Here is a 24,941-nt window from a genome sequence, read left to right on the forward strand (position 1 = left end):
CATGAAGCAAAAGCGGACTCTCGGAACGCCTCGGCTGTTGGGCATTGTGTGGCCCTTCATCGCCGTCGTTCTGTTTCAGGCATTGTTGGGCTGCGTCAGTCTCTACGTGCTTTCAGCGGTACGCGGCTACGTGGCCGGTGAAAGCCTGTGGTCGAAGGGCCAGAAAGACGCGATCTACTACCTGACGCTCTACGCCGACAACCGTGACGAATCCACCTATCTCAAGTACCAGCAGGCGATTGCCGTGCCCTAGGGCGGGCATGAGCTGCGCATCGCCCTGGATCGGCCCACGCCCGATCTTGCTGCCGCCCGCCTGGGCATCCTCAAGGGCGGCAACCACCCCGATGACGTCTCCAGCCTGATCTGGCTGTACCTCAATTTCCGGCATTTCAGCTACCTGGAAAAAGCCATCGAGCTGTGGACGGTGGGCGATGGCTACCTGATGCAGCTCGATGACCTGGCCCGGGAGATGCACCAGGCGATCCGCCGTGACCAGGTCAACGCCAATGATGTGCGCCAATGGAAGGCGCACATCATTGCCATCAACGAAGGCGTGACACCCGCCGCCAAGGCGTTCAGCGACGCGTTGGGCGAAGGCTCGCGGATGATCCTGCGGCTGCTGCTGATCACCAACCTGACCACGGCCCTGGGCTTGATCGTGCTGGCGCTGTTGCGTACCCACAAGCTCCTGGCCCAGCGCCATGCCTTTGCCGATGCGCTGCAGGAAGAGAAAGAGCGGGCGCAGATCACCCTGGAGTCGATTGGCGATGGCGTGATCACCACCGACGTCGAAGGCAGCATCACCTACCTGAACCCGGCGGCCGAGGCGCTGACCCATTGGAACACGGCGCAGGCCCAGGGCCTGCCGCTGGCGGCGTTGTTCAACTTGCTGGATGACAATGCCCAGCCCGACGGTTTCACCTTGATCGAGCACATCGTCAAGGGCCAGCTCAGCAGCGGCAGCGAGCATTCGAAAACAATCCAGCGCCTGGACGGCAGCACCGTTTCGGTCAACCTGGTGGGCGCGCCGATCCGCAGCGCGAGCAAGGTCACGGGCGCGGTGCTGGTGCTGCACGACATGACCCAGGAGCGCCAGTACATCGCCAACCTGTCGTGGCAGGCAACTCATGACGCCCTGACCGGCCTGGCCAACCGCCGCGAGTTCGAGTTCCGCTTGGAGCAGGTGCTGCACCCGGCCGGGGGCGCGCAGAGCGGGCGGCATGCGTTGATGTTTCTCGACCTGGACCAGTTCAAGCTGGTCAACGACACCTGCGGCCATGCGGCGGGTGACGAGCTGTTGCGGCATATCTGCGCACTGTTGCAGTCGGACCTGCGCGAAGGCGACACCCTGGCCCGCCTGGGCGGCGATGAGTTCGGCATCCTGCTGGAGAACTGCCCGGCACCGGTGGCGGAAAAAATCGCCGAGAGCCTGCGTCATACCGTGCAAAGCCTGCACTTCGTGTGGAAGGGCCGGCCGTTCATGACCACCGTCAGCATCGGCCTGGTGCACATCGGGCACACGCCGACCACCCTTGAAACGTCGCTGCGGGCGGCTGACATGGCGTGCTACATGGCCAAGGAAAAGGGCCGCAACCGCGTGCAGGTGTACCACGCCGATGACTCGGAACTGTCGGTGCGCTTTGGCGAAATGGCCTGGGTGCAGCGGCTGCACATGGCGTTGGAAGAAAACCGCTTTTGCCTGTACGCCCAGGAAATCATGCCGCTGGGGCACACTGACGGCGGCAACGGGCATATAGAAATCCTGCTGCGCCTGCACGATGAGGGCGGGCGCATCATCCTGCCGGACAGCTTTATCCCGGCGGCCGAGCGCTACGGTCTGATGACCTCCCTGGACCGCTGGGTGGTCGAGAATGTCTTCAAGCTGATTGCCGCCTGCATGCATGAACGTCCGGGGCGTCCGATGGCCATGTGTGCGATCAATCTGTCAGGCATTACTATCGGTGATGATGACTTCCTCGGATTCTTGCGTGAGAAATTTCATACTTACAGTATTCCGCCCAGCATGATCTGTTTTGAAATTACTGAAACCAGTGCAATTGCAAACTTGGGCAGTGCGATCCGCTTTATTAATGAACTCAAGGCCTTAGGCTGTCATTTCTCGCTGGATGACTTCTGCGCCGGAATGTCCTCATTCGCTTATCTCAAACATTTACCTGTAGACTTCCTGAAGATCGATGGAAGTTTCGTAAAGGATATGCTGGACGACCCGATTAACCGCGCGATGGTTGAAGTGATCAATCACATTGGCCACGTCATGGGTAAGCGCACAATTGCAGAGTTTGTTGAAACACCGCACATCGAACAGGCGTTGCTCGAGATTGGGGTGGATTACGCTCAGGGTTACCTGATCGAACGACCGCAGTTGTTTACCTTTGATAGTCTGCAGTGTCGACCTTCGCGGCCGCAGCCCCTGTTATTCAAGGCGCCCGGCACATTCCGCTGAAACCTTTGCTGGTCTGTACATCACACTTAAAAAGGAGCCCGACAGTGATCGACACATTCAACAGAACCGGCCCGCTTATGGAAGCCTCGAGTTACCCCGCCTGGGCGCAACAACTGATCCAGGACTGTAGCGAGAGCAAGCGGCGCGTTGTCGAACACGAACTGTACCAGCGCATGCGCGATAACACGCTCAGCGCCAAGACCCTGCGTCACTACCTGATCGGTGGCTGGCCCGTGGTGGAACAGTTTGCCTTGTACATGGCGCAGAACCTCACCAAGACCAAGTTTGCCCGCCATCCTGGGGAGGATATGGCGCGACGCTGGCTGATGCGCAACATTCGCGTGGAACTGAACCACGCCGATTATTGGGTGCATTGGGCCCGCGCGCATGGCGTCAGCCTCGAAGAACTGCAGGCGCAGAACGTGCCGCCGGAGCTGCACGCGCTCAGCCATTGGTGCTGGCACACCAGCTCGGCCGATTCGCTGATCGTGGCCATCGCCGCGACCAACTACGCGATCGAGGGGGCGACCGGGGAGTGGTCGGCGGTGGTGTGTTCCACCGGTGTCTACGCGGCGGCTTTCCCCGAGGAAGACCGCAAGCGCGCGATGAAGTGGCTGAAGATGCATGCCCAGTACGATGACGCCCACCCGTGGGAGGCGCTGGAAATCATCTGCACCCTGGCCGGTATGAATCCGAGCAAAGCCTTGCAGGTTGAGCTGCGCCAGGCCGTGTGCAAGAGCTACGACTACATGTACCTGTTCCTGGAAAGCTGCATGCGCCTGGAGAAGGAAAAACCAGCGGTGCTGGTGCGTGAGCGCCCGGCGCGGGTGGCCAGCGAAGCCTGATGTAAAGGCGGTGGTGGGGGTTACCCTGCCATCGCCAGGCGGTTGCGGCCTTCGCGCTTGGCCACGTACAAGGCGTTGTCGGCCCGGCGCAGCAGGCTTTCCGCAGACTCGGCGGCCAGCAAGGTCGAGCAGCCGAGGCTCACCGTCAATTCGATCCGTTTACCCTCCGCCAAATAATCCTGGGCCTGTGCCGCCTGGCGCAGGCGTTCGCCGACCATTGCGGCTGCATCCCGGCCGGTGTTCGACAGCAGGATCAGAAACTCTTCCCCACCAAACCTGAAGACCATGTCGACATTGCGCAACTGGGCCTTGATCGCTCCGGCGACGGCGCGCAGGACGTTATCGCCGGCGGCGTGGCCGTAGGTGTCGTTGATGTTCTTGAAGTGGTCGATGTCCAGCATCAGTAGCGACAGCGGGTTCAGGTGACGACGTGCCATGTCGATTTCCCGTTGCAGGGTCTGGTCCATGGCAATCCGGTTGCCGGTCTCGGTCAGTGGGTCACGCAGCGCGCTGCGGGTGGCGGCGCGGTAGAGCAGGGCGTTGCGCATCGGGTAGAGCAAAGTGGCCAGCAGCGACTCCAGCTGGCCAAGTTCCTCTTCCAGCAGGCGCTGGTTGCGCCGGAAAATCAGCTCGCCCAGGTGCTCGCCTTCGTGGCTCAGGCTATAGCTCATCGAATGGTGGCCGCGATGACCGAACTCCAGGCGCAGATCGCTGGCAGCGTGGCGATATTGCAGGGCGTCCAGTGGCACCAGGCGCTGGATCTCGCGGAAAAACGTCGCGAGGATGCGCTCCGGTTCCAGGCTGGTCTGCAGTTGCATGCCCAGTTGCTGGCGAAGTTGCAGAAGGGTGATGGGACGGCGCGGCAGGAGGGACGGCTGACCAAAGCCCAGGCGTTGCAATTTGGCACTGTCGAAGTCAATTGCGTTGGTCTGGGTGGGTGTTTTCATAAACGATCGGCCTCTAAGCACTTGGCTGTCTTACAGGCTCGATGAGAGTGGCGAGTGCCAAGCGTCTTACTGTTCCTTCAGTTCCGTAAAACATGGGAATAGTTTAAACCGCTTTACAGTGGGTTATAACCCCTGGGCACTGCCGCACGTCTTGTCATCGCGTAACCTGCTTGAAAGAGGTTAGAGCCAGATCCATGCCAATTGGTTTTAACTAAATTAAAACCTTTATAAATCAATCGCCTTCTTTTGAGGTTAAACCGGTAAGCAAAGACTGACGCCAGTTATTTGGCAAACCAGGGCCGGCGCTGCCACCGGCCCGCTCGGCTTTACTGTTTTTGTGGATCGAACTGTTTATCGCGGATAAACAGCGCCGGGATCACCCCGCAGATAAAGTACGCGCCGCCCATCACCAGAAAGCCCACGCCGATGGAGCCGTGGGATGCCAGGAAACCAATGGCGGCTGGCGCCACGGCGGCACCGATGCGACCGATGTTGTAGGCCCCACCCACTGCCGAACCGCGAAACTTGGCTTCGAAGCTTTCAGTCATGTAGGTGGCGTTGACGCCATAGGGAATCCCGTACAGGAAGCCGAACACCACCAGCATCCACAAGATGTTCTCGGGGCTTTGGAACAGCACGATCACCGGCAGGAAGATCGCGGTGCCCAGCGCACCCACGGCAAACACCGTACGCCGACCCAGGCGGTCCGCCGCCAGGCCGGCGAGGATCTTGCCGAAGATCATCGCCGCGTAGGTGCCGACCATGTAGCTGGTCATCGACTTGAAGTTCATCCCCAGCTCGCTTTCCAGGTACGACGGCATCCAGTTGTTCACGCCGTAGTAGCCGAACTGCAGGAAGCCTGCGGTGAGGGCCCAGAGCAGGAACATGCGGCTGGCTTTTGGATCGCTGAAAATCAGTTTGAACATGCCGTCGGGCTTGTTCTTCTGCGCGAGCCGGGTGCCATCGGCTTTCTGCCGGGCGCGTTCGGCGCGGGCCGTCAGCCAGGCCTGGGGTTCCGGAACCAGGCGTTGCATCAGGACCGCGAGGATCACCGGGATGATCGCCACGTAGAACAGCCAGCGCCAGCCGTGTTCAGGCAGGATCCAGCCGGCCAGCAAGGTGGCGACGATATACCCCACCGACCAGCCCGCCTGCAGCGTGCCGAGGACGGTGGTGCGATAGCGCGTCGGCACGTATTCGGCCATCAGTGTGTTGCACGCCACGTACAGGGCGCCCAGGCCGAGGGAGGCGAAAAACCGCGTGCTCGCAAACTGCCAATAGCTGTGGGTCATGCCCAGGATGGCGGTGCCGACAGAGAACAGCACGATGCTCCACACCACGGTTTTCACCCGGCCAAAACGGTCACAGGCCCAGCCGCCGTAGATCCCGCCGATGGCCATGCCGGCCAGGGTGAAACTGCCCAGGCTGCCGGCTTCGACGCTGCTCAGGCCGAACTCGGCTTTGAGGCTGCTGAGGCTGTAGGACAGCAGCATCAGGTCGGCGCCATCGATCAGCAGGCCGAGGAAGCAAAAGATGAATACGATGATCCACAGGTGGTTTTTGGCAGGCGACAACGCGCCCGCCGATGCGGCGACTTCCATAGCGATACCTTGTTTGTAGTTGTTAGGGCATTGGGTATGGGTATTGCGGTGAGTCCTAGCGCTGCGCCGCGCGAATCATGTTGCGGGCGATCACCAGTTGCTGGATTTGCGTGGTGCCTTCATACAAGCGGAACAGGCGCACATCCCGGTAAAACCGTTCGATGGCGTACTCGCTGATATAGCCGGCACCCCCATGGATCTGCACACAACGGTCGGCTACCCGCCCGCACATTTCCGTGGCGAACATCTTCGAGCACGAGGCTTCGGTACCGATGTCCTGGCCTTCGTCGCGTCTGCGCGCGGCGTCGAGCACCATGCAACGGGCGGCGTAGATCTCGGCCTTGCTGTCGGCGAGCATGGCCTGGATCAGTTGGAATTCGGCAATCGGCTGGCCGAATTGCTTGCGTTCGATGGCGTAGTTCAGCGCGTCGTTGAGCATGCGCTCTGCCGCTCCCACGCTGACGGCCGCGATGTGCAGGCGCCCCTTGTCGAGGACCTTCATCGCGGTCTTGAAGCCCACGCCTTCGACGCCGCCGATCAATTGGCTGGCCGGAACGCGCACGTTGTCGAAGATCACATCGCTGGTGTGCGCACCTTGCTGGCCCATCTTGTGGTCGCGCTTGCCCAGCGACAGCCCCGGTGTTTCGCGTTCGACGATAAATGCGCTGATACCGCCCGAGCCGCGAATCGCCGTGTCAGTACGGGCCATCACCGTGAAAATCCCGGCGTGGGGCGCGTTGGTGATAAAGCGCTTGGTGCCGTTGATCACATAGTGATCGCCGTCGCGCACCGCGGTGGTTTTCAGCGAGGCGGCATCCGAGCCCGAGTCCGGTTCGGTGAGACAGAACGAACTGAGCAGCTCGCCGCTGGCCAGCAACGGCAGGTAATGCGCCTTCTGCGCTTCGGTGCCATCGAGCAGGATGCCGATGGAGCCGATACCGTTGTTGGTGCCGAAGTAGGAGCGGAAGGCGGGGGAGGTGCGCCCCAGCTCGAAGGCTATGGTCACCTCTTCTTCCATGGTCAGCCCCAGGCCGCCGTAGGCTTCGGGAATGGTCAGGCCGAACAGGCCCATTTCCTGGAATTGGCTGACGATGTCCGCCGGGATTTCATCGGTCTCGGCGACTTCGTTTTCCCGTGGGATCAGCGCTTCGTTGACGAACTGCGCAATGGCATCCACCAGGATATGAAGTGTTTGCGGGTCTCGGATCATGTGCATTCCTCAGCGGCCCGTTCAGCGGGCCTGTTATCGTCAATCTGCCGAGGCCGCACACCGATCCAGCTAGCGGGTGGCGGCCACGATATTGTTCACCATGTGCTTGAGGCGCGGTCCGATGTCGTCTTCGAGTTTCTCCCGGGAAAGGTGAAAACTCGGTCCGCCACAGTTGAACGCCAGCAAGCCATGTTGTGGGTGCAGCAGCGGTACGGCGATGGCGTTTACATCGCGGTGCCACTCTCCGATCGACATGCAATAGCCGAAGTCGGTGTAGTCCCTGAACGCGCGTTCCAGCCCCTTGCGCAGTGTCGGCCAGTCCTCCAGATGACGCTGGCGGATATGGTCGAGCATGAACTCGCGCTCGTTTTCCGGCATCGCCGCCAGGCAGGCGCGGCCTGCCGAACTCAAGTGCAACGGCAGGCGCGTACCGACCTGGCGGCGCATCGTCATGTTCGCTTCGCCCTGGACCACGTCCAGGTAGACCATGTCCAGGCGGTCCCGGGTGGCCATGGCAACGGCCGCCTGGGCGTACTTGGCCATCGTCTCCATCAACGGGTGGGCCACGGCCCGGATCGACAGGTTCGACAGCATCGCGTAACCGAAGGCCATCACGCCCACATCCAACTGGTACCGGCCTGACTGCGGCAGGTGCTTGAGGTAACCCAAGCGGGTCAACGTGTGGGTCATGCGGGTGATCGTCGGTTTCGGCAGCCCGGTCTTGCGCGCCAGTTCCTGGTTGCCCAGCACACTCTCGCTGGGCGTAAAGCAGCGCAGCAGTTCCAGGCCACGGGCCAGCGCAGTGACGAACTGGCGGTCCTTGTCTTCCTCCTCATCGTTGTTCATCGGGTCAATCAACACATGCTCGAAAGCGTGGTTGCCAGCCGGGACTTCTGAGCTATCCGGGTCCGCGTTTTGACGGCGCATGTTAAGCCTCATTTTTTTATAAAATCAACAAAACAAAATTCTATTCCGCACAGCGAAACAAAGCAAGATGTTGAGGTTTTCCGACGCTTGCTGATAACACCTGTTTAAACAGCGGGTTAGCGGCTATTTTCAAATGGATTGGGGGTTTTGCGTTTACACCTGCAGGGTCGATACTTATGATCATGGCTAAATACGGAATGTTATTTCGCACAGCGAAACAAGTGACAGGCCGACTAACAAGAACGTTGCAGCAGGAGTGAATGTGACCAGCGCAGACCAACCCGTGGTAACCCTCGACGTCCACGACAACGGCGTGGCCGTGGTCCGTATTCATCGCCCCGAGGTCAAGAACGCCCTGAATGCCCAGGTGCGTGAGGCCCTTGCCGAGCATTTTCGGGCACTCGCCAAACGCCGCGAGGTGCGTGCGATTGTGCTGACCGGTGGCGCGCAGTTTTTTGTCGCCGGAGCCGATATCAAAGAGTTCGCCAGCGCAGGCGCAATCGATATGTATCGACGCCACACCGAGTACCTGTGGGAAGCCATCAGCCGTTGCCCCAAGCCGGTGATTGCCGCGGTCAACGGGTTTGCCCTGGGCGGCGGTTGCGAGTTGGCGATGCATTGCGACCTGATCGTCGCCGGCGAATCGGCGCGGTTTGCCCAGCCGGAGGTCAAGCTGGGCTTGATGCCGGGAGCGGGCGGCACCCAGCGGTTGATCCGCGCGGTGGGTAAGTTCCAGGCGATGCGCATCGCGCTCACCGGGTGCATGGTCGGCGCACGAGAAGCCTTGGCGATGGGCATGCTCAGCGAAGTCGTCAGCGACGACCAGACCCTGCCTCGGGCGCTGGAGCTGGCGGCGCAGATTGCCGCACTGCCGCCCCTGGCAGTCGAGCAGATCAAGGAAGTGATGTTGGCCGGCGCCGACCTGCCGCTGGAAAGTGCGCTGGTACTGGAGCGCAAGGCCTTCCAGTTGTTGTTCGATTCAAAGGACCAGAAGGAGGGCGCTGCGGCGTTCTTCGAGAAACGCACGCCTGAATACCGGGGGGAATAAGCATGACCGACACCCTTAATACGTTGGGCCTGGTGGGCACCGGTGTGATGGGCGCGGGCATTGCGCAGATCGCCGCTCAAGCCGGTGTGGCGGTGCGCCTGTTCGATGCCCGCGACGGCGCTGCGCAAGCGGCCCGCGACAACCTCGGCGCCACGTTTGCCAAGTTGGTGGGCAAGGGCAAGATCAGCCAGGCGGCGATGGATGCGGCGTGGGCCAACGTGCAGGTGGTTGAGCTTATCGATGACCTGCAGCATTGCGATCTGGTGGTCGAAGCCATCGTCGAAAATCTCGACGCCAAGCGCGGCCTGCTGCAACAGCTGGAAGGCATTGTCAGCCCGCATTGCATCCTCGCCACCAACACGTCCTCGCTGTCCGTGACCGCCATCGCCACCGGCTGCCGCTACCCGGAACGCGTGGCGGGCCTGCACTTTTTCAACCCGGTGCCGTTGATGCGCGTCGTGGAAGTCATCGACGGGCTGGCCACGGCGCCGCACGTCGCCACCGCGTTGCTCGCATTGGTCGCACGCATGGGCCATCGCGGCGTGCGCGCCAAGGACACCCCGGGCTTCATCGTCAACCATGCCGGGCGCGCCTATGGCACTGAAGCCCTGAAGATGCTCGACGAAGGCATCGCCGCGCGGGGCGATATCGACCGCATCCTGCGAGACGGCGCCGGCTTCCGCATGGGGCCGCTGGAACTGCTCGACCTCACCGGCCTGGACGTGTCACACCCGGTGATGGAATCGATCTACACCCAGTTTTACCAGGAGCCGCGCTACCGGCCGTCACCGCTGACCCGGCAGATGCTGGTGGGCGGGCGCCTCGGGCGCAAGACCGGACAGGGTTTCTACCGCTATGAAAACGGTCAGGTGGTGGACGCCCCGCAGCCTCAGCCCGTACCGACGGTGCGGCAACAGCCACCGGTGTGGATCGCCACCGAAAACAGCGAAGACCATGCGCGCCTCAGTGCCTTGCTGATCGACCTCGGCGCCCAGCTGGAAAGCACGCCACAGCCGTCGCCAGAAGCGCTGTGCCTGCTGGCACCTTATGGGCGGGACGCGACCAGCGCGTCGGTGCACTTCGACACCGACCCGGCGCGCACCGTGTGCATCGATGTGCTGACGGACCTGTCGCGCCAGCGCACCCTGATGCAAAACCCACTGACCGCTGCTGCCATGCGTGATGCCGCGCATGCCTTGCTCGCGGCGGATGGGGTCGGGGTGACCGTGATCGGTGACAGTGTCGGTTTTGTCGCCCAGCGCACCCTGGCGATGGTGGTCAACCTCGGCTGCGACATCGCGCAGCAACGGATCGCCACCCCCGCCGATATCGACCAGGCGGTGCAATTGGGCCTGGGCTATCCCAACGGCCCGCTGGCCTGGGGCGATGCACTTGGCCCGCGACGTTTGCTGACAATTTTGCAGCGCATGAGTGAACTCACTCATGACCCGCGCTACCGCCCCAGCCCCTGGTTGCGGCGGCGGGCGTTGCTGGGGATTTCCCTGCGCCATGAAGAGCCGGCAGTCGGCTGATTTCCCAACCTCACAGGATAAGAACAATGGGTGCATTGACAGGTTTGCGGGTACTGGATTTAAGCCGTGTGTTGGCCGGCCCGTGGTGTGGGCAAGTGCTGGCGGACCTCGGCGCGGAAGTGATCAAGATCGAACGGCCGCAAAGCGGTGACGACACACGCGGCTGGGGCCCGCCGTGGATGAAGACCGACACTGGCGAGTCGTCCGGGCAGGCGTCTTATTACCAGTCCACCAACCGCGGCAAATTGTCGGTGGCCATCGATCTGGCCAGTGCGGAAGGGCAGGAGTTGGTACGGGCACTGGCGGCGAGTTCCGATGTGTTGATCGAGAACTACAAGGCCGGTTCCCTGGCGCGCTACGGCCTGGATTACGCGACCCTGGCCGAGATCAATCCGCGTCTGGTGTACTGCTCCATCACCGGTTTTGGCCAGACCGGCCCGCGTGCCGAAGAACCGGGCTACGACTTCATCATCCAGGGCATCGGTGGCCTGATGAGCATCACCGGCGAGCGCGACGATCTGCCGGGTGGCGGTCCGCAAAAAGTCGGCGTGGCCTTTTCCGACCTGATGACCGGCCTGTATTCCACGGTGGCGATCCAGGCCGCGCTGCTCAGCCGCGAGCGCACAGGCGTCGGCCAGCATATCGACATGGCCTTGCTCGACGTGCAGGTCGCGACCTTGGCCAACCAGAGCATGAACTACCTGGCCTCGGGCAAGGTGCCGCAGCGCTATGGCAATGCCCACGCCAATATCGTGCCTTACCAGGTGTTCCGGGCGGCCGACCGCGACTTCATCATTGCCTGTGGCAACGACAGCCAGTTCGTCGCGTTGTGCCAGAGCATCGGCTTGCCGCACCTGCCGGATGACCCGCGCTTTCGCCGCAATGCCGACCGCGTGGCCCACCGCGTCGAGATCGTCGAGTTGCTCTCGGCGCACTTTCTCGGGCGTACGGCCGATGAGTGGGTGGCGTGCATTCACGCCTCGAAGGTGCCGGTGGGGGCGATCAACTCCATCGCGCAATCGCTGGAAGAGCCCCAAGTTATCGCGCGCAACCTGATGGTGAAAATCCCCCACCCGCAGAATCCCGATTTCGCCATGGTCGGCAGCCCGATCAAGATGTCCGGGACGCCGGTGGAATATGTACGGCCGGCGCCGATGCTGGGGCAACACACCGACGATATCCTCGGGCAGCGGCTGGGCCTGTCGGCTGAGCAACTGGCGCACCTCAAGGCGCGCGGTATCGTCGAGCAGCAGGGCTAGACCAGGGTGGTGCGGTCGATCTGGTCGATCGAGGTGACGCCGGTCAGGGTCATGGCCACGCGCATTTCCTTGGCGAAGATATCCAGCAGGTTCTCCACCCCGTGCTGGCCATCGGCAGCCAGTGCATAGGCAGTCGCGCGGCCCAGCAGGCACGCCTTGGCGCCGAGGGCGAGCATGCGCACCACGTCCAATCCGGAACGGATGCCGGAGTCGACCAGCACCGTGAGGTCATCGCCGACCGCATCGGCAATCGGTGGCAGCGCCCTGGCGGTGGACAGCACGCCGTCGAGCTGGCGGCCACCATGGTTGGAGACCACGATGCCATCGGCGCCAAAACTCACGGCGTCCTTGGCGTCCTGCGGGTCGAGGATGCCCTTGATGATCATCGGGCCCTTCCAGAACTCGCGGATCCACTCCAGGTCTTTCCAGCTGATCGACGGGTCGAAGTTGTTGGCCAGCCAGCCAATGTAGTCTTCCAGGTGCGTCGGTTTGCCGAGGTATCTGGAGATATTGCCGAGGTCGTGCGGACGTCCCATCAGGCCCACATCGAAGGCCCATTGTGGCTTGGTGACGGCCTGCAGCATGCGCCGCTGTGCCGCGAAAGGACCCGACATGCCCGAATGCGCATCGCGATAGCGCGCGCCAGGTGTGGGCATGTCGACCGTGAACACCAGCGTGGTGACCCCTGCCGCCTGGGCGCGCTCCAGCGCATTGCGCATGAAGCCACGGTCCTTTAGCACATACAGCTGGAACCAGATCGCCTGCGGGCTCTGCGACGCCACTTCTTCAATCGAGCACACCGACACCGTCGACAGGCAGAAGGGAATGCCCTGCTTGGCCGCCGCCTTAGCCGCCTGCACTTCACCGCGTCGCGCGTACATGCCGGTCAGGCCGACGGGGCTGAGGATCACCGGCATCGCCAATTCCTGGCCGAACACGCTGGTTTTCAGGCTCAGGTTGTCGACATTGCGCAGGACGCGCTGGCGCAGGCTGATCTCGGCCAGGTCCGAACTGTTCGCGCGCATCGTGTGCTCGGCGTATGCGCCGCCATCGATGTAGTCGAACAGAAAGCGCGGCAGCTTGCGTTTGGCAGCGGCGCGGTAATCGGAAGCGGACGAGATGATCATCAACAGTGTCTCCACAAGGCAAGGTGGCTTGAGGATAAGGAAATTTATGGCATGATAAAAACAACTTTTATCACTGGCATTCAGTCGCAAAGGGAATACCGATGAACCTCAGAACACTGCGCGCCTTTGTCGAAGTGGTCCGCCAGGGCGGTTTCTCCCAGGCGGCCGAGGTGGTCTCCCTGACCCAGTCCACCGTGAGCAAGGCGGTCAAAACCCTGGAGGACGAACTGGGCACGCCACTGCTCAACCGCCTGGGGCACCGCAACGAACTCACCGCCGCCGGCGAAATCGCCTATCGCCGGGCCCTGGTGCTGCTCGCCGAACGCAACGACCTGGTGGCCGAGATCAACGATTTGCGCGGCCTCAAGCGCGGTGTATTGCGCATCGGCCTGCCACCGGTGGGCTGCGGCGTGCTGTTCGCGACCATGTTCGCCACCTACCGCAGCCGCTACCCGGACATCGACATCGAACTCACCGAATACGGCAGCAAACGCCTGCGCGAATGCCTGGAAGCGGGGGAGGTCGACCTCGCCGCCTTGCTGCTGCCGGTGGATGAAGCGTTCGACTACCAGCCCGTGCGCAATGAACCGCTGATGGCGGTGTTGCCCATCAGCCACCCGCTGGCGCGGCGCTCACGCATCGACTTTACCGACCTCGCCGATTCACCGTTCATCCTCTTCGAAGCCGGCTTCGCCCTCAACGCCAAGATCCTCGCCGCCTGCGAGCGCAAAGGCGTCACGCCACGGGTCACCGCACGCAGCGGGCAGATCGACTTCATCGTCGACCTGGTCGCCGCCGGCCTCGGCGTCGCCTTCCTGCCGCGCATGCTGGCGCACAAACACCAACACCCCGGCATCGCCCTGATCCCCCTGGACGAACCCCACACCGACTGGCACATCGCCCTGGCTTGGCGCACCAACGCCCACCTGCCACCGGCAGCCCTGGCCTGGCTGGAACTGGCAAAGGAGCACCGGCTCGCAACCGGTCATCCGGTTTAATCACTTGAAATACCAGAGAAAGCTTGACTTCTCCTTTTCAATCAGTAACATACGGCGCATTCCGCGATAGCTCAGTTGGTAGAGCAAATGACTGTTAATCATTGGGTCCCTGGTTCGAGTCCAGGTCGTGGAGCCAGATATTGAGAAAAGCCTGCAGAGATGCAGGCTTTTTTCGTTCAGGGCGTTTTCTCCTGACAATCAGCCTATAGCTTGACCTTTATGAAGCTGTCTCTAATCCTTCGATTCAGAGGCAAGCAGTATGAAAATCGCAGCAATCGTTTCAACCAAGGGCGGACCGGGTAAAACCACGGTAGGCGCCAACCTAGGTGCGTTCTGCGCCGATGCAGGTCTTCGAACCCTACTTATTGATCTCGATAATCAGCCGTCGCTGTCGTCTTTCTACGCGCTTTCGCATGAAGCGCCAGGGGGCACTTATCAACTGATCGCGAATAATGAGACCCGGGCCGAACAGATCATCTCCCAGACCTGCATTCCCAATCTCTCGCTGATTCACTCCAACGATCCTTTCAACCGGTTGAGCAATCTGAATCGCCCTGGCAGTTCCAACATCTACCTTCAGTTCGAGCGACAAAGCTGAACAGCTTCTCTGCCGGGATGGAAAAATTTGGCAGGGGTTTAACTGATCAGTGCCTCATATTCTCGCGTGGCCATTTCCTTTGAAAGTTCGCGCAAAAATTCCGCCTCGCTTTGCAGCAGCGTGACGATATTTAGGACATTACTGGCTTCAGCCGCGGTCAACTTGCGCAATAGACTCAGTAAGTCAACGGCGCAAGCTTCGTTAACGGAGGCGGACTCTATCAGCCTTAGTTGCCGTCTTTGAATCTCGTGCAAAGGATCCATCATTCAAGCCTTGGGAGTGGTTGAGTTGTCTTTAGCTGACAAGACCGATTTTCGGAGGGGAGGGCGGTGAATTAAATCAGACTGCTCTTAATTCACAGACCAGAATCTCAATCTGCTGGAGGGGGGGCGGGCGGGTCGAAAACGGGGTGACTGAAGCTGGTGGAGCGAAACGCAAGAAGCAGTTCCTGTAAGGTCGTGGCGTAGGTTGGGTCGCTCCACGGCGTGGCAGTCCTGAGAAGGGCCTCCAGCTGTCCCGCTTGGCGGGCCACATCTGGCCATTCGACACTGAGTGCTGCGCCGTGAAGACGGTGGGCTGCGTGGAGGGCCGGTTCCAGATTGCGCAGAACCATCCCTTCAAGCAGCGCCAGTAGATCCCGTTCCAATGCTTCAAGGATCTGCTGGTGGCCCACAGGTTGCCGTTGGGCGAAGGGGTGTGGCAGTAACGTCAGGGTCACGCCGCACCATAACTCGATTGCATCCTGCAACTTGCCAAGGCTGATCGGCTTGCTGAGGATGCCATCCATGCCGGCATCAAAGCACCGGGCGACATGCTGGTTGCCCGTAGAGGCGGAGATCGCAATGATGGGGCAGCGCGTTTGCGCGGCATCCTGTTCGATCATGCGGAACAGGCGCGTCAGCGAGTAGCCGTCCTGGTCCGGCAGGTCACAGTCCATCAAGATCAGGTCATAGGTGCCTTGTTCGAAGCAATCCACGGCCTGGGCGCCGTCCCTGGCGATCACCGGCGTGCAGCCGAAGCCCTCGATCTGTGCCTGCAATACCGCCTGGTTGGCGACGGTGTCCTCCACGACCAGAATGCGCAAGGCCTTTGGTGCGGATGCCTCTGACCGGATCGTGGCGGGGAGCACGGTTTCAGCCTCCGTCGCGCCGGGCGGCGCCAACTCTGCGGTCATCGACAGTTCAAAGCGCGTTCCCTTTCCTTGCGAACTGTCCAGTGTGAGGGTACCACCCATAAGTTTGAGCAGGTCGCGACAGATGACCAGCCCCAGGCCGGTGCCACCTGAGCGCTTATAGGATTGTGCTGCCTGGCTGTAAGGCTGGAACAGGCGCGCCTGGCTTTCCGGGCTCAGGCCGATACCGGTATCGGTGACGGTCAATCGCAGCTGCTTGTCGCGCGACGAAGGCAGGTCACTGATCGCATAAGCAACTTCCACGCCGCCGATTTCGGTGAACTTGATGGCATTGGACAGCAGATTGTGCAGCACCTGGCCAAGGCGGGTACTGTCGAGCATCAAGAGTGGCAGGTGGGATTCGCCATTGACGCTGATCGATAAATGCTTCTCCCGGGCCCGCAAGCGATGCAGGTCAACGACGTTATGCACCAAGGTGCCGATGTTCATCGGCTCATATTCAAGCTTGACTTGCCCCGCATCAAGCTTGGAAATATCCAGTACGTCATTGAGCAACCTCAGTAACGACTGTGCGCCATGGTTGGCCAGGTCGGCAAAGTGCTGTTGTTGCTTGTCCAACGGCGTGTTGCACAACAGTTCGACGGCAGCCACCACCGCGTTCATAGGCGAGCGTATTTCATGGCTCATGACTGCCAGGAACATCGCCTTTTCCCGCTCATTTCGCTCGGCGCGCTGACGCATCCGCTGGGTTTGGTAAATTGTGATGAGCAATAGCAATACCACCAGGACAACTAACGCGATCTCATGAGGGTAGTGGGACATAACTTCCTTCAGCGGCAGGTCCTGCGTGGCATGTTCGAGCAGCCAATTGGCGTGCAAAGCGCGAACTTCGTCAGGGGTGACCGAGTCGAGCGTCTTCTGAATGATTGAGTGCAGTAAAGGCTCATCTTTTAGAGTGCTCATGCCAATTTGCGAGGCCATACCGGTGATCACTCCGGATATCTGCAACTGGCCCTGGAACTGTCGATACAGATATGGCAGCAGATAGGCTTCGGTGGCAACCGCAGCATCAGCAGTCCCTTCTGCAACTTGCTGCAGCATGGTCAGGGCGCTGCCGCCGATGATCAATTTCGCCCCAGGTGCCTTCGTCGCGAGGAAATCACTGTAGCGATCGAAGAACGGCAGAGTCACGGTCAGCCCGTCCAGCTGTTCGGCCTCGAAAAGAGGCCGGCTTCCGATGCGGGTGACGATAATCGTGGTGGTATTTAAATAGGCTGAAGTCAGCAGCAGCCGGGGGTCTTTACCACCTGGTCCATTAAGCCTGATGGTGGAGATAAGGTTAGCCTGACCGGTTATCAACAGCTCTATGCGCTCCTGGATTGAGTGGGCGGAAACATAGTCGATCTTCATGCCGGTCTTTTGGGAAATCAGCTGCAGGTATTCAGCCGACAACCCCTTGAGTCGGTCGTTCTCCACGTATTCGATTGGCGAAAGGTTGCCGACGACGGCAACTCGCAATACCGGGTGGCGTAGGATCCAGGCGCGCTCTTCATCGCTTAGATCCGGCCTGGGAGGCAGCACGCCGGCGCTTGCCGATATTGCTGCCAGCAGCAGGCACAGGCTGGCGATCCAACGAACGCGGCTCCTGATCATCATGGCTAGTCCAGGGTTTTCATGATCTTGAACAAGCCGTTATTAGAGGTGACCCCAAGCTTGCGAAAAGCCATGGCCTTCTGCGTACTGATGGTCTTGATGCTGCGATTGAACTTCTCGGCGATCTCCGTCACCGTCATGCCTTCCAGATAGCAGCGGATCACTTCCTGCTCCCGAGCCGACAATGCCGCTCGCTGCAAAGCGTTGTCACTGATCGGCGTTTGCTCTGATTCACCGGACCTGGCTGCGTCTGCCACTTGGTAAGACATGTCGGCACTCAGATAGATGGCGCCCGAGGCAACGGTACGAATCGCCTTCACCAGGCTTCCCAGCCCTTCATCTTTACCTACAAAGCCTCGCGCGCCGACACGCAAGGCAAGCGACACGGTGGCCGACTCGTGATGGCTCGACAGCACCAGGATACGACAGTCAGGGAAGCGGCTTCGCAAGGCGCGAATCAGGGAGACGCCGTCCAGTTCATCCCGTCCCAGAGCAAAGTCCAGCAGCAAGACGTTGGCAGGTATTGTCGCCATGCCGCGTATCAATTCACGGCTGGTTTCATATACGCCAACAATCTCGATGGATGACTCTTCGACGAGGTGGCTGACAAGGCCGTGGCGTACCACTGCATGATCATCAAGGATCGCTATGCGTATGGTTTTCATGGTTGCCAATGGACACTCGAAAGTAGCCGGGTAACTAATCGATTAAAGACCATCTATCAACTCGTCTCCAGCAAAGGTATAAATATCGTTGAACCGTACCGTGATAGTGTCCGGCACGCGCGCGGTGACGTTTACAGGTTCAATGGACGCGAACGCATTCCTATGCGGTGATCATGCTCAGGAAGACATCGCTCTCCATGGGCCGGGCCAGGGCGAAGCCCTGCCCGGTGTTGCAGCCCAGCTTGCTCAGCAACTCGATAGTCTCGGTATCTTCAATACCCTCGGTGATCAGGTTGATATTGAATAACTGGGCCAGACCGACGATACCCGAGATGATTTCCGACGATTGCGCGAACTGGCCCACCGCACGCACCAAGGCACCGTCAATCTTCATCTCATCGAATGGCATTCGTGACAGCAGGGACAGCGTCGCGGCGCCGGCACCGAAGTCGTCCAGGGACACCGGAAAGCCTTTGGCGCGCAAAGCAGTGATCGAGGCTGAGAGGGCCAGCTCGCTATCGGGCGCCAGGTCTTCGGTCAGCTCGATTTTGAGACGTTTACAGGGCAACCCCGCCCGATGCATCTTTTGCGCAAGCCGTGTGGCCAGGCCATAGGCGCAGAGCGTTCGCGCTGAAGCGTTAATGGCGATGGGGATTTCAATGCCTGCACGGCTCAACTTACCCAGGGTGTCGATCACGGTCTTCTCGATAAAGCTGAACAACAATAGATCCAGCCCGAGCTGATTGATCATCGGGATCAGGACCGAGGGTGGCACATCCCCATGACGTGGGTGGTGCCAGCGGATCAGGGCTTCCGCGCCGACGATCGTTCGTGTCGCCAGGTCGTATTGGGGCTGGTAGACCACCCTTAATCCTTCGCCGGTAGCGAGGGCTGCTACCACCTCATCGTCATTCAGCAGTTGCTCCAGTTTTTCCTCGTGTGGACTGCGCGGCGACGGATGAGCGGTATGTGCCAGTTGACTGATTACCGCCAGGAATTGCTCGGGTTGTTGCTCCACAGCAATCTCTACCCGAATACCTGAAGCCCTGGCCAGGCGTGCATGGGAAGCCAGGGCTGCCTTCGAGACGCCATTAAGGGTGTGGGTCCAGCCCTGCTCAACACCAGCGGTCAGTAAACCGGGGGTGAGCGCAAGCTCGGATTGTTGCTGGGCGGTCCAGACGATATGCGGAATGCTGCAAAGCAGCCCGGAAGCATTCAGGTCGCTGACACAGCACGGCAGCATCAAGCTGTCGACATGGTCGGCGTGAACCTGCGCGACGATGATGTCGACAGGCTGCTTGCGCAAGCGTGTCATCAACTCGCTCAACGAATCGATGTGTTCGATATGAAAAAGGGGGCTCCCGTTGAGCTGCGTGGCTACGCGATGGGCGTACTGCTCGTCACTGGCCAGGATGACCAGGCTTTGCAGGGCGCGCTCGGAGGGAACGATGACTTGGGCTGCCATCTGTTGATGCTCGGTGGTTGTAGTGAGGCCACATTTGAGCAAAGGCGGTGTGAGAGAAATATAAGACTGGGACTAAATCGTGGCTGAACCCTGTCCGGGTTCCGGTCTGCGCTGATCCGAAATTTAAGAGCAGTCCGATATCGGTATTTGCGAGCGCTCTACAGAATTCACCCCGATTCATGGCGGCTCGCAGCATGTGCGGGCATTACAGAACGAGTGCATGCACGCTGTCGCCGACAGCTGTTGTTTCTGCGCTTCAATGTCACTTCGTGAGGCCTCATACCTGACGATGTGTGTGCTACAGGGTGAGTTATTGTGAAAGTCACGTCGCGTTCAGTCTTGCCGTTTGCGTTCCTGCTATCAGCTCCGTTAAATCCGATTCGCTACTGGGTTCGCATGCGTTATTGCCATGCACCTGGTGCTTGTCAGTCACCACGCCCTCAACTGGATTGGGCGATATGGGGGGTCATGACCCTGACCGGCATAACGGCATTGCTGAGTGCACCAGCCCATGCCGGGAATGGTGTGCACATCAACGCGAATGCGGACGGCCAGTGCGTAAGTTTGAATGATCCGCAGAACAACGATGGCAATGCCGCGACGTATCTGGCGCAAAACCTGATCTTCAAGGATCAGGCCTCGGGCAAGTGTAATTCCGCGACTAAGGGTTCGCAGACCGATTCGGTACTGTTTTACCGTCCAGGGGGCGTTTCTGGCGTAGGGGCGACCTCTCTGACCCTGGGCGGCGAACTGTTCGTCAACAGCGGTCGGGTGATCCTCGGGCAGCCCGGCGGCAATATGGCGATTGGTAACGAGAGTACTCAAGCCCGCGCCGACGGGGCTGCCATTGGTCATGGGGCCCAAGGCCTCGGCCGCTGGGGCATGGCGGCGGGGTTCCAGGCCAAGTCCCTGGCTGACTATGCCCACGCATTCGGCTATAACGCCCAGGCCTCGAATCAGTACGCCACGGCTATCGGCGCAAATACGACGGCGGCGGGAGAGCGGGCCACGGCTGTGGGCGCCGGTGCATCGGCCAGTGGCGGCGGGGCTTTTGCCGCGAGTCGCGACGCCAAAGCGGACGGCACCCACAGCGTTGCGGTGGGCTCCGAGGCCAGCGTGACGGCCAGCAGTAATGAAGGGGTTGCCTTGGGCAACAAGGCCAGCGCGCAACATAATTACGGCGTTGCACTGGGCAGTGGCTCAACGACGCAAAACCTGAAGGCGGTTGCGCCGGTGACGATCAATGGCACTGCCTACAGTGTCGATAGTACGTCGGCCATGGGCGTGGTCAGCCTGGGTAATGCCAGCCAGACTCGCCAACTGATCAACATGGCCCCCGGGGCGGTAAGCAACACCAGCACCGATGGCGTCAATGGCGCCCAGTTATTCGTTGCATACGATGCGATCCAGAAGCTCGGGGATCGAGAGTTGGTGGCCACTCAGTCCGTGGCGGATGCCCTCGGTGAGGGTACTGCGGTCAAGGACGGCAAAGTGGTGCTGCCGGCCTTTTCCCTGACCAGCCTGGGCACTGGCGTGGCACAGCCCACATCGGTGGTGGGGGCGATCAAGGCCCTGGATCAGGCCCATAAAGGTACGCAGGAAGCCTTGAATGATGTCGATCAACTGGCCAATGTAACGGCAGGGCAAGTTCGTTTGGCGATGGCCGAGAAATACTTGCGTTGGAGCGAGGACCAGCAGGCCTACACGGCCAGTGAAGGCGCCAGCCCTGAGAACCGCATTGCCAATGTGGCTGCAGGTGTGGCTGCAACTGACGCGGTAAATAAGGGCCAGTTGGACGCCGTGGAAAGTACCGCCAACAATGCGAACAGCCTTGCCGGTAGCGCGCTGGCTGGTGCCAGCGCGGCGCCGGCCACCGCCGCCGCAGCCCGCAAAAAGGCAAATACAGCGCAACAGGGGGCCGACGCGGCCCTGCAAACGGCGGCGGGAGCACGGGCAACTGCAGATAATGCGCAGAGCACCGCCAAGGATGCCGCCAGCTCGGCCGATGCAGCACAGAAAACCGCAGACACCGCGCAAGGCTCTGCTACTGCCGCGCTGGGAGCCGCATCAACCGCACAGGCGACAGCTGATGCTGCCCAAGGCACTGCCAACTCGGCACTGGGTTCGGCAAGCGGTGCGCAGCAACTGGCCGAGGCCGCGCAGGCGGCAGCGGACGTGGCGGCGAATTCCGCAACGACGGCGCAGCGAACTGCAGAGGCAGCAGAGGGCAAGGCGAACTCGGCGTTGGCCGGTGCCGATGATGCCCGTAAGGCGGCAGACGGTGTGCGAGCAGCTGCCGATGCCGCTTTGGCCAAGGCCGACAGCGCCGAAAAGAGCGCAGGCGCGGCGCAAGGGACGGCCAGTACAGCGCTGGACTCCGCGGCTGACGCCCAGAAAACTGCAGACTCTGCCCGAGGAACCGCCGAACAGGCGCAAGAGGCCGTTGCGACTGCACAACAGACGGCCGAAACCGCACAGGGTGTCGCCAACACGGCCCTGGGCTCGGCAGTCACTGCCCAGAAGACGGCCGAAGCCGCACAAGGGGCAGCCACCACAGCACTGAGTTCGGCGTCTGAAGCGCAAAAAAGCGCCGCGACGGCCCAAGGCACTGCCGATACCGCGCTGACCACGGCCTCCAGCGCCCAACAAGCCGCGAATGCTGCGCAGGGCTCTGCCGATACGGCGTTGGGCACGGCTGTTCGAGCCGGCGAAACCGCTACGGCCGCCCAGGGCTCCGCCGATGCCGCCTTGGCTGCAGCCGCCAGCTCTCACAAGGCTGCCGACGTGGCCCAAGGCACCGCTAAGACGGCGCTGGACAAGGCCGCCGTGGTGCAGAAAAGCGCCGATGCCGCGCAGCTTACAGCCAATCAGGCGCTCAGCGCCTCCGAGGGTGCCGGGCAATCCGCCAACGCGGCCCAAAGCGCGGCGGATTCGGCATTGGCAACGGCGACAGGGGCGCAGACTGCCGCTCAATCGGCTCAGGATCGCGCGGATGCCGCCGTCAGTTCGGCGGCTGGTGCACAACAGGCCGCAAATGCCGCGCAAGGCACGGCGGACACCGCCCTTGGTGCTGCCTCCACGGCACAGCGCACGGCCGACGCCGCCAAATCCACCGCAGACCAGGCACTGAGCACGGCCTCCACGGCGCATCAGGCGGTCGAGAAGGCCCAAGGCACGGCCGATGCAGCGCTGATCGCTGCAGCCAGCGCGCAAAGCGCGGCCGGTAACGCCCAGGGCACCGCTGACGGCGCATTGGCTTCGGCGGCCCGGGCACAGCACGCCGTAGATGCTGCCCAAGGCACGGCTGACACGGCATTGAGCTCGGCTTCCGGCGCGCAGAAAACCGCTGAAACCGCGCAGAACTCCGCCGATACCGCCCTGGCTTCGGCCACGTCTGCACGCAATGTGGCGGACAAGGCCCAGAGCACGGCGGACGCCGCCGGTCGCTCGGCAAACGATGCTCTGCAGGCCGCGACAACGTCACAGGCCAGCGCCGACAACGCTTTGGACGCCGCAAGCAATGCCCAGAACGGGGCGGTCGCCGCCCAACACACCGCTGATGCGGCCAAGGCCACCGCCGATATCACCACCGGCCAGCTCAAGGGCCTGGACGACGGCCAGACGGTCGTCCAGCGCATTGACGCGGCTATCCGAAGCGCCGCAGGTGTAGCCAGTGAGTTCGTTGCCAAGGCTCTGGGAGGAGGTTCCACCGTGGGTAGCGATGGCCAGCCGACGGCGCCAGCCTATGCCATCAGTCAGATCAATGCCGATGGCAGCATCCAGCCCGCTCCTCGACTCCATGACAACGTGGGCGCTGCCCTAACGGCTTTGGACCACAATGCCGGCACAGTCAACGCCGCCGTGAACCGCCAGGGCGCGGCACTCGGCGCCTTGGGTGAGGACGTCCGGGCCCTGCGTGACGATAGCGTTGTGTGGGACGAGGCCAGCGGCGCTTATACCGCGGGGCGTGGCGCGGACCGCAGTGAGCCGGCACGCATCGGTAACCTGGCGGCCGGTGTTGCATCAAGCGATGCTGTCAACAAGGGGCAACTCGATACCGTCGCGACCACCGCATCGCAGGCCGGCAGCGCCGCTGACGTGGCCCAGGAGGCAGCGGTTCGGGCCCAGGGGACGGCGGATGGCGCGATGGTTGCTGCTGCCTTCGCCCAGACCGCCGCTGATGCCGCGCAACATGCTGCCGATACCGCTGGCGGCACTGCTGCCGACGTGCGTGAGGCCGCAAACGCTGCTCACACACTCGCCATTCAGGTTGGCCAGGTGGCGGAGCGCGCAGCAGCGCAATTGCAGGGGCTGGAGGAGGGTGAAACCGTGCTTGATCGCATACAGTCAGCGAACCACGCAGGCCGACAGGCATTGGCTGATGCGCTGGGCGGTGGCGCTGCTGTCAACGCGGATGGTTCCATGAAACCACCGGCCTACGCTGTGACCCGGATCGACTCTGAGGGTGGCCCGGTTGGTCAGGTCCAGGCCGGCAACGTCGGGCAGGCGATCGAAACACTCGACGCGTCGCTGAATGCAGTCAACGCCAAGGCCGACAAGGCCACAGCGAACATGGGCAGCTTGCGCGAGCAGGTGAACAACGGTCAGGTCGGCCTGGTTCGCCAGGACTCCCTCAACCGGGAAATCCAGGTGGCGCGCGACACTGACGGCGTTCGTGTCGATCTCACGGGTACGCAGGGACCTCGCGTTCTGACGGGTGTGAAGGAGGGTGCCTTGAGCGTCGACAGCACCGATGTCGTCAATGGCCGACAACTCGACGCCGTCGACCGGCAGGTCAAGCAGTTGACGCAACGAGCCTCCGGCATCGCCGTTGACACCCAAGGCAATGAAAAGGCAACGGTGTCGCCGGGTAGCAAGGCCGTGGCTATCGGGGCCAACGCCCAGGCCGGCAGTGAGCGCAGCGTTGCGGTGGGGGCAGGTGCTGTGGCCCAAGCGCCTCGCAGCACTGCACTGGGGGCTGGTGCCAAGGCCGATGCGCCGAGCAGCGTCGCGCTTGGCGCCGGCTCCCAGGCCCAGCGGGCGAATACCGTCTCAGTGGGTGCGCCGGGTGCGGAGCGGCAAATCACCAACGTAGCAGCCGCCAGCGAGGCGACCGATGTCGTCAATCTCGGCCAGGCCACGCAGATCTCCAACCAGGCCGCTGACCGTACCCTACGACAGGCCAATGCCTATACCGACAGCCAGATCAGTGCAGTGCGTCAGGATGCCTACGCCGGCATCGCGTCAGCGATGGCCATGGCAGCCTTACCTGTGGCGTCGACACCGGGCAGGAGCATGGTGGCCATGGGAACGTCGGTATACGAGGGGCAATCAGCCTTGGCCGTCGGCCTCTCGGGGCGCACCGAGGATGGTCGTTGGGCGTACAAGGCCAATGGTTCGGGCAGTGCCCAAGGAAGTGTCGGGCTGGCGGTTGGCGTGGGTTACGAATGGTAGGTCCTGATATCGGCAG

At 61.6% G+C, this 24,941-nt stretch carries 15 protein-coding genes, 1 tRNA gene and 2 pseudogenes; 9 read left to right on the forward strand and 9 right to left on the reverse strand.

Going from position 1 to position 24,941, the window contains the following annotated elements:
- The first annotated feature begins 1 nt into the window (after position 1).
- Together QMX97_RS07135 and QMX97_RS07140 are read left to right on the forward strand one after the other, a co-directional pair.
- Positions 2-2,464: pseudogene (locus QMX97_RS07135) on the forward strand (EAL domain-containing protein).
- A 44-nt stretch (positions 2,465-2,508) separates the two neighbouring features.
- A complete protein-coding gene (locus tag QMX97_RS07140) occupies positions 2,509-3,309 on the forward strand; it encodes an iron-containing redox enzyme family protein (RefSeq protein WP_065904324.1) in 801 nt (266 codons plus the stop codon).
- A gap of 20 nt (positions 3,310-3,329) precedes the next feature.
- Here QMX97_RS07140 and QMX97_RS07145 read toward each other — a convergent pair whose 3' ends face one another.
- The 4 genes from QMX97_RS07145 to QMX97_RS07160 all read right to left on the reverse strand — a co-directional run bounded on the left by QMX97_RS07145 (position 3,330) and on the right by QMX97_RS07160 (position 8,006).
- Positions 3,330-4,256: a GGDEF domain-containing protein gene (locus tag QMX97_RS07145; RefSeq protein WP_282396600.1), complete on the reverse strand. Its 927-nt coding sequence runs from the start codon at positions 4,254-4,256 to the stop codon at positions 3,330-3,332.
- A gap of 326 nt (positions 4,257-4,582) precedes the next feature.
- A complete protein-coding gene (locus QMX97_RS07150; protein ID WP_282396601.1) occupies positions 4,583-5,857 on the reverse strand; it encodes an MFS transporter in 1,275 nt (424 codons plus the stop codon).
- A 55-nt stretch (positions 5,858-5,912) separates the two neighbouring features.
- On the reverse strand, positions 5,913-7,067 hold the full coding sequence (locus tag QMX97_RS07155) for an acyl-CoA dehydrogenase family protein (protein ID WP_065904329.1): 1,155 nt from the start codon (positions 7,065-7,067) through the stop codon (positions 5,913-5,915).
- A gap of 69 nt (positions 7,068-7,136) precedes the next feature.
- On the reverse strand, positions 7,137-8,006 hold the full coding sequence (locus tag QMX97_RS07160) for an IclR family transcriptional regulator (RefSeq protein WP_065904331.1): 870 nt from the start codon (positions 8,004-8,006) through the stop codon (positions 7,137-7,139).
- Positions 8,007-8,256: 250 nt separating this feature from the next.
- Here QMX97_RS07160 and QMX97_RS07165 point away from each other — a divergent pair, with 250 nt between their 5' ends.
- Genes QMX97_RS07165 through QMX97_RS07175 form a run of 3 tightly spaced genes read left to right on the forward strand, consistent with a single transcriptional unit; the run spans position 8,257 to position 11,833 of the window.
- A complete protein-coding gene (locus QMX97_RS07165) occupies positions 8,257-9,042 on the forward strand; it encodes an enoyl-CoA hydratase (protein ID WP_106803087.1) in 786 nt (261 codons plus the stop codon).
- Between the two features lie 2 nt (positions 9,043-9,044).
- Positions 9,045-10,574, forward strand: coding sequence for a 3-hydroxyacyl-CoA dehydrogenase (locus QMX97_RS07170; RefSeq protein WP_282396602.1), 1,530 nt, complete (start codon positions 9,045-9,047; stop codon positions 10,572-10,574).
- A 26-nt stretch (positions 10,575-10,600) separates the two neighbouring features.
- Positions 10,601-11,833 (forward strand): CaiB/BaiF CoA-transferase family protein, encoded by a 1,233-nt coding sequence (locus QMX97_RS07175; protein ID WP_282396603.1) that lies wholly within the window; start codon positions 10,601-10,603, stop codon positions 11,831-11,833.
- On the opposite strand, the gene lldD is transcribed toward QMX97_RS07175, so the two are convergent.
- Positions 11,830-12,960 (reverse strand): FMN-dependent L-lactate dehydrogenase LldD, encoded by a 1,131-nt coding sequence (gene lldD, locus QMX97_RS07180; protein WP_106803090.1) that lies wholly within the window; start codon positions 12,958-12,960, stop codon positions 11,830-11,832. The genes QMX97_RS07175 and lldD overlap by 4 nt on opposite strands.
- 101 nt (positions 12,961-13,061) lie before the next feature.
- Between lldD and QMX97_RS07185 the strand changes: the two genes are divergently transcribed.
- From QMX97_RS07185 to QMX97_RS07195, 3 genes and pseudogenes are all read left to right on the forward strand, one after another.
- The gene (locus tag QMX97_RS07185; RefSeq protein WP_065904339.1) at positions 13,062-13,958 is read left to right on the forward strand and encodes a LysR family transcriptional regulator; all 897 of its coding nucleotides are present in this window, start codon (positions 13,062-13,064) and stop codon (positions 13,956-13,958) included.
- Positions 13,959-14,018: 60 nt separating this feature from the next.
- Positions 14,019-14,094: transfer RNA gene (locus QMX97_RS07190), tRNA-Asn, on the forward strand.
- Between the two features lie 123 nt (positions 14,095-14,217).
- Positions 14,218-14,505, forward strand: a pseudogene (locus tag QMX97_RS07195) (ParA family protein); the annotation flags it as partial.
- A gap of 89 nt (positions 14,506-14,594) precedes the next feature.
- Here QMX97_RS07195 and QMX97_RS07200 read toward each other — a convergent pair.
- The 4 genes from QMX97_RS07200 to QMX97_RS07215 form a co-directional block, all read right to left on the reverse strand.
- Positions 14,595-14,819 carry a hypothetical protein gene (locus tag QMX97_RS07200; RefSeq protein ID WP_065904340.1) on the reverse strand — a complete coding sequence of 75 codons (225 nt, stop codon included), beginning with the start codon at positions 14,817-14,819 and terminating at the stop codon, positions 14,595-14,597.
- A 107-nt stretch (positions 14,820-14,926) separates the two neighbouring features.
- The gene (locus tag QMX97_RS07205) at positions 14,927-17,344 is read right to left on the reverse strand and encodes an ATP-binding protein (RefSeq protein ID WP_282396604.1); all 2,418 of its coding nucleotides are present in this window, start codon (positions 17,342-17,344) and stop codon (positions 14,927-14,929) included.
- A 2-nt stretch (positions 17,345-17,346) separates the two neighbouring features.
- Positions 17,347-18,006: a response regulator transcription factor gene (locus QMX97_RS07210; protein WP_065904342.1), complete on the reverse strand. Its 660-nt coding sequence runs from the start codon at positions 18,004-18,006 to the stop codon at positions 17,347-17,349.
- A gap of 160 nt (positions 18,007-18,166) precedes the next feature.
- Positions 18,167-19,471 carry an EAL domain-containing protein gene (locus tag QMX97_RS07215; RefSeq protein ID WP_282396605.1) on the reverse strand — a complete coding sequence of 435 codons (1,305 nt, stop codon included), beginning with the start codon at positions 19,469-19,471 and terminating at the stop codon, positions 18,167-18,169.
- A 468-nt stretch (positions 19,472-19,939) separates the two neighbouring features.
- Here QMX97_RS07215 and QMX97_RS07220 point away from each other — a divergent pair, with 468 nt between their 5' ends.
- A complete protein-coding gene (locus QMX97_RS07220) occupies positions 19,940-24,925 on the forward strand; it encodes a YadA-like family protein (protein WP_282396606.1) in 4,986 nt (1,661 codons plus the stop codon).
- Positions 24,926-24,941: the final 16 nt, after the last annotated feature.

Source organism: Pseudomonas sp. PS01298 (assembly GCF_029959745.1).
GTDB classification, from domain to species: domain Bacteria; phylum Pseudomonadota; class Gammaproteobacteria; order Pseudomonadales; family Pseudomonadaceae; genus Aquipseudomonas; species Aquipseudomonas aylmerensis.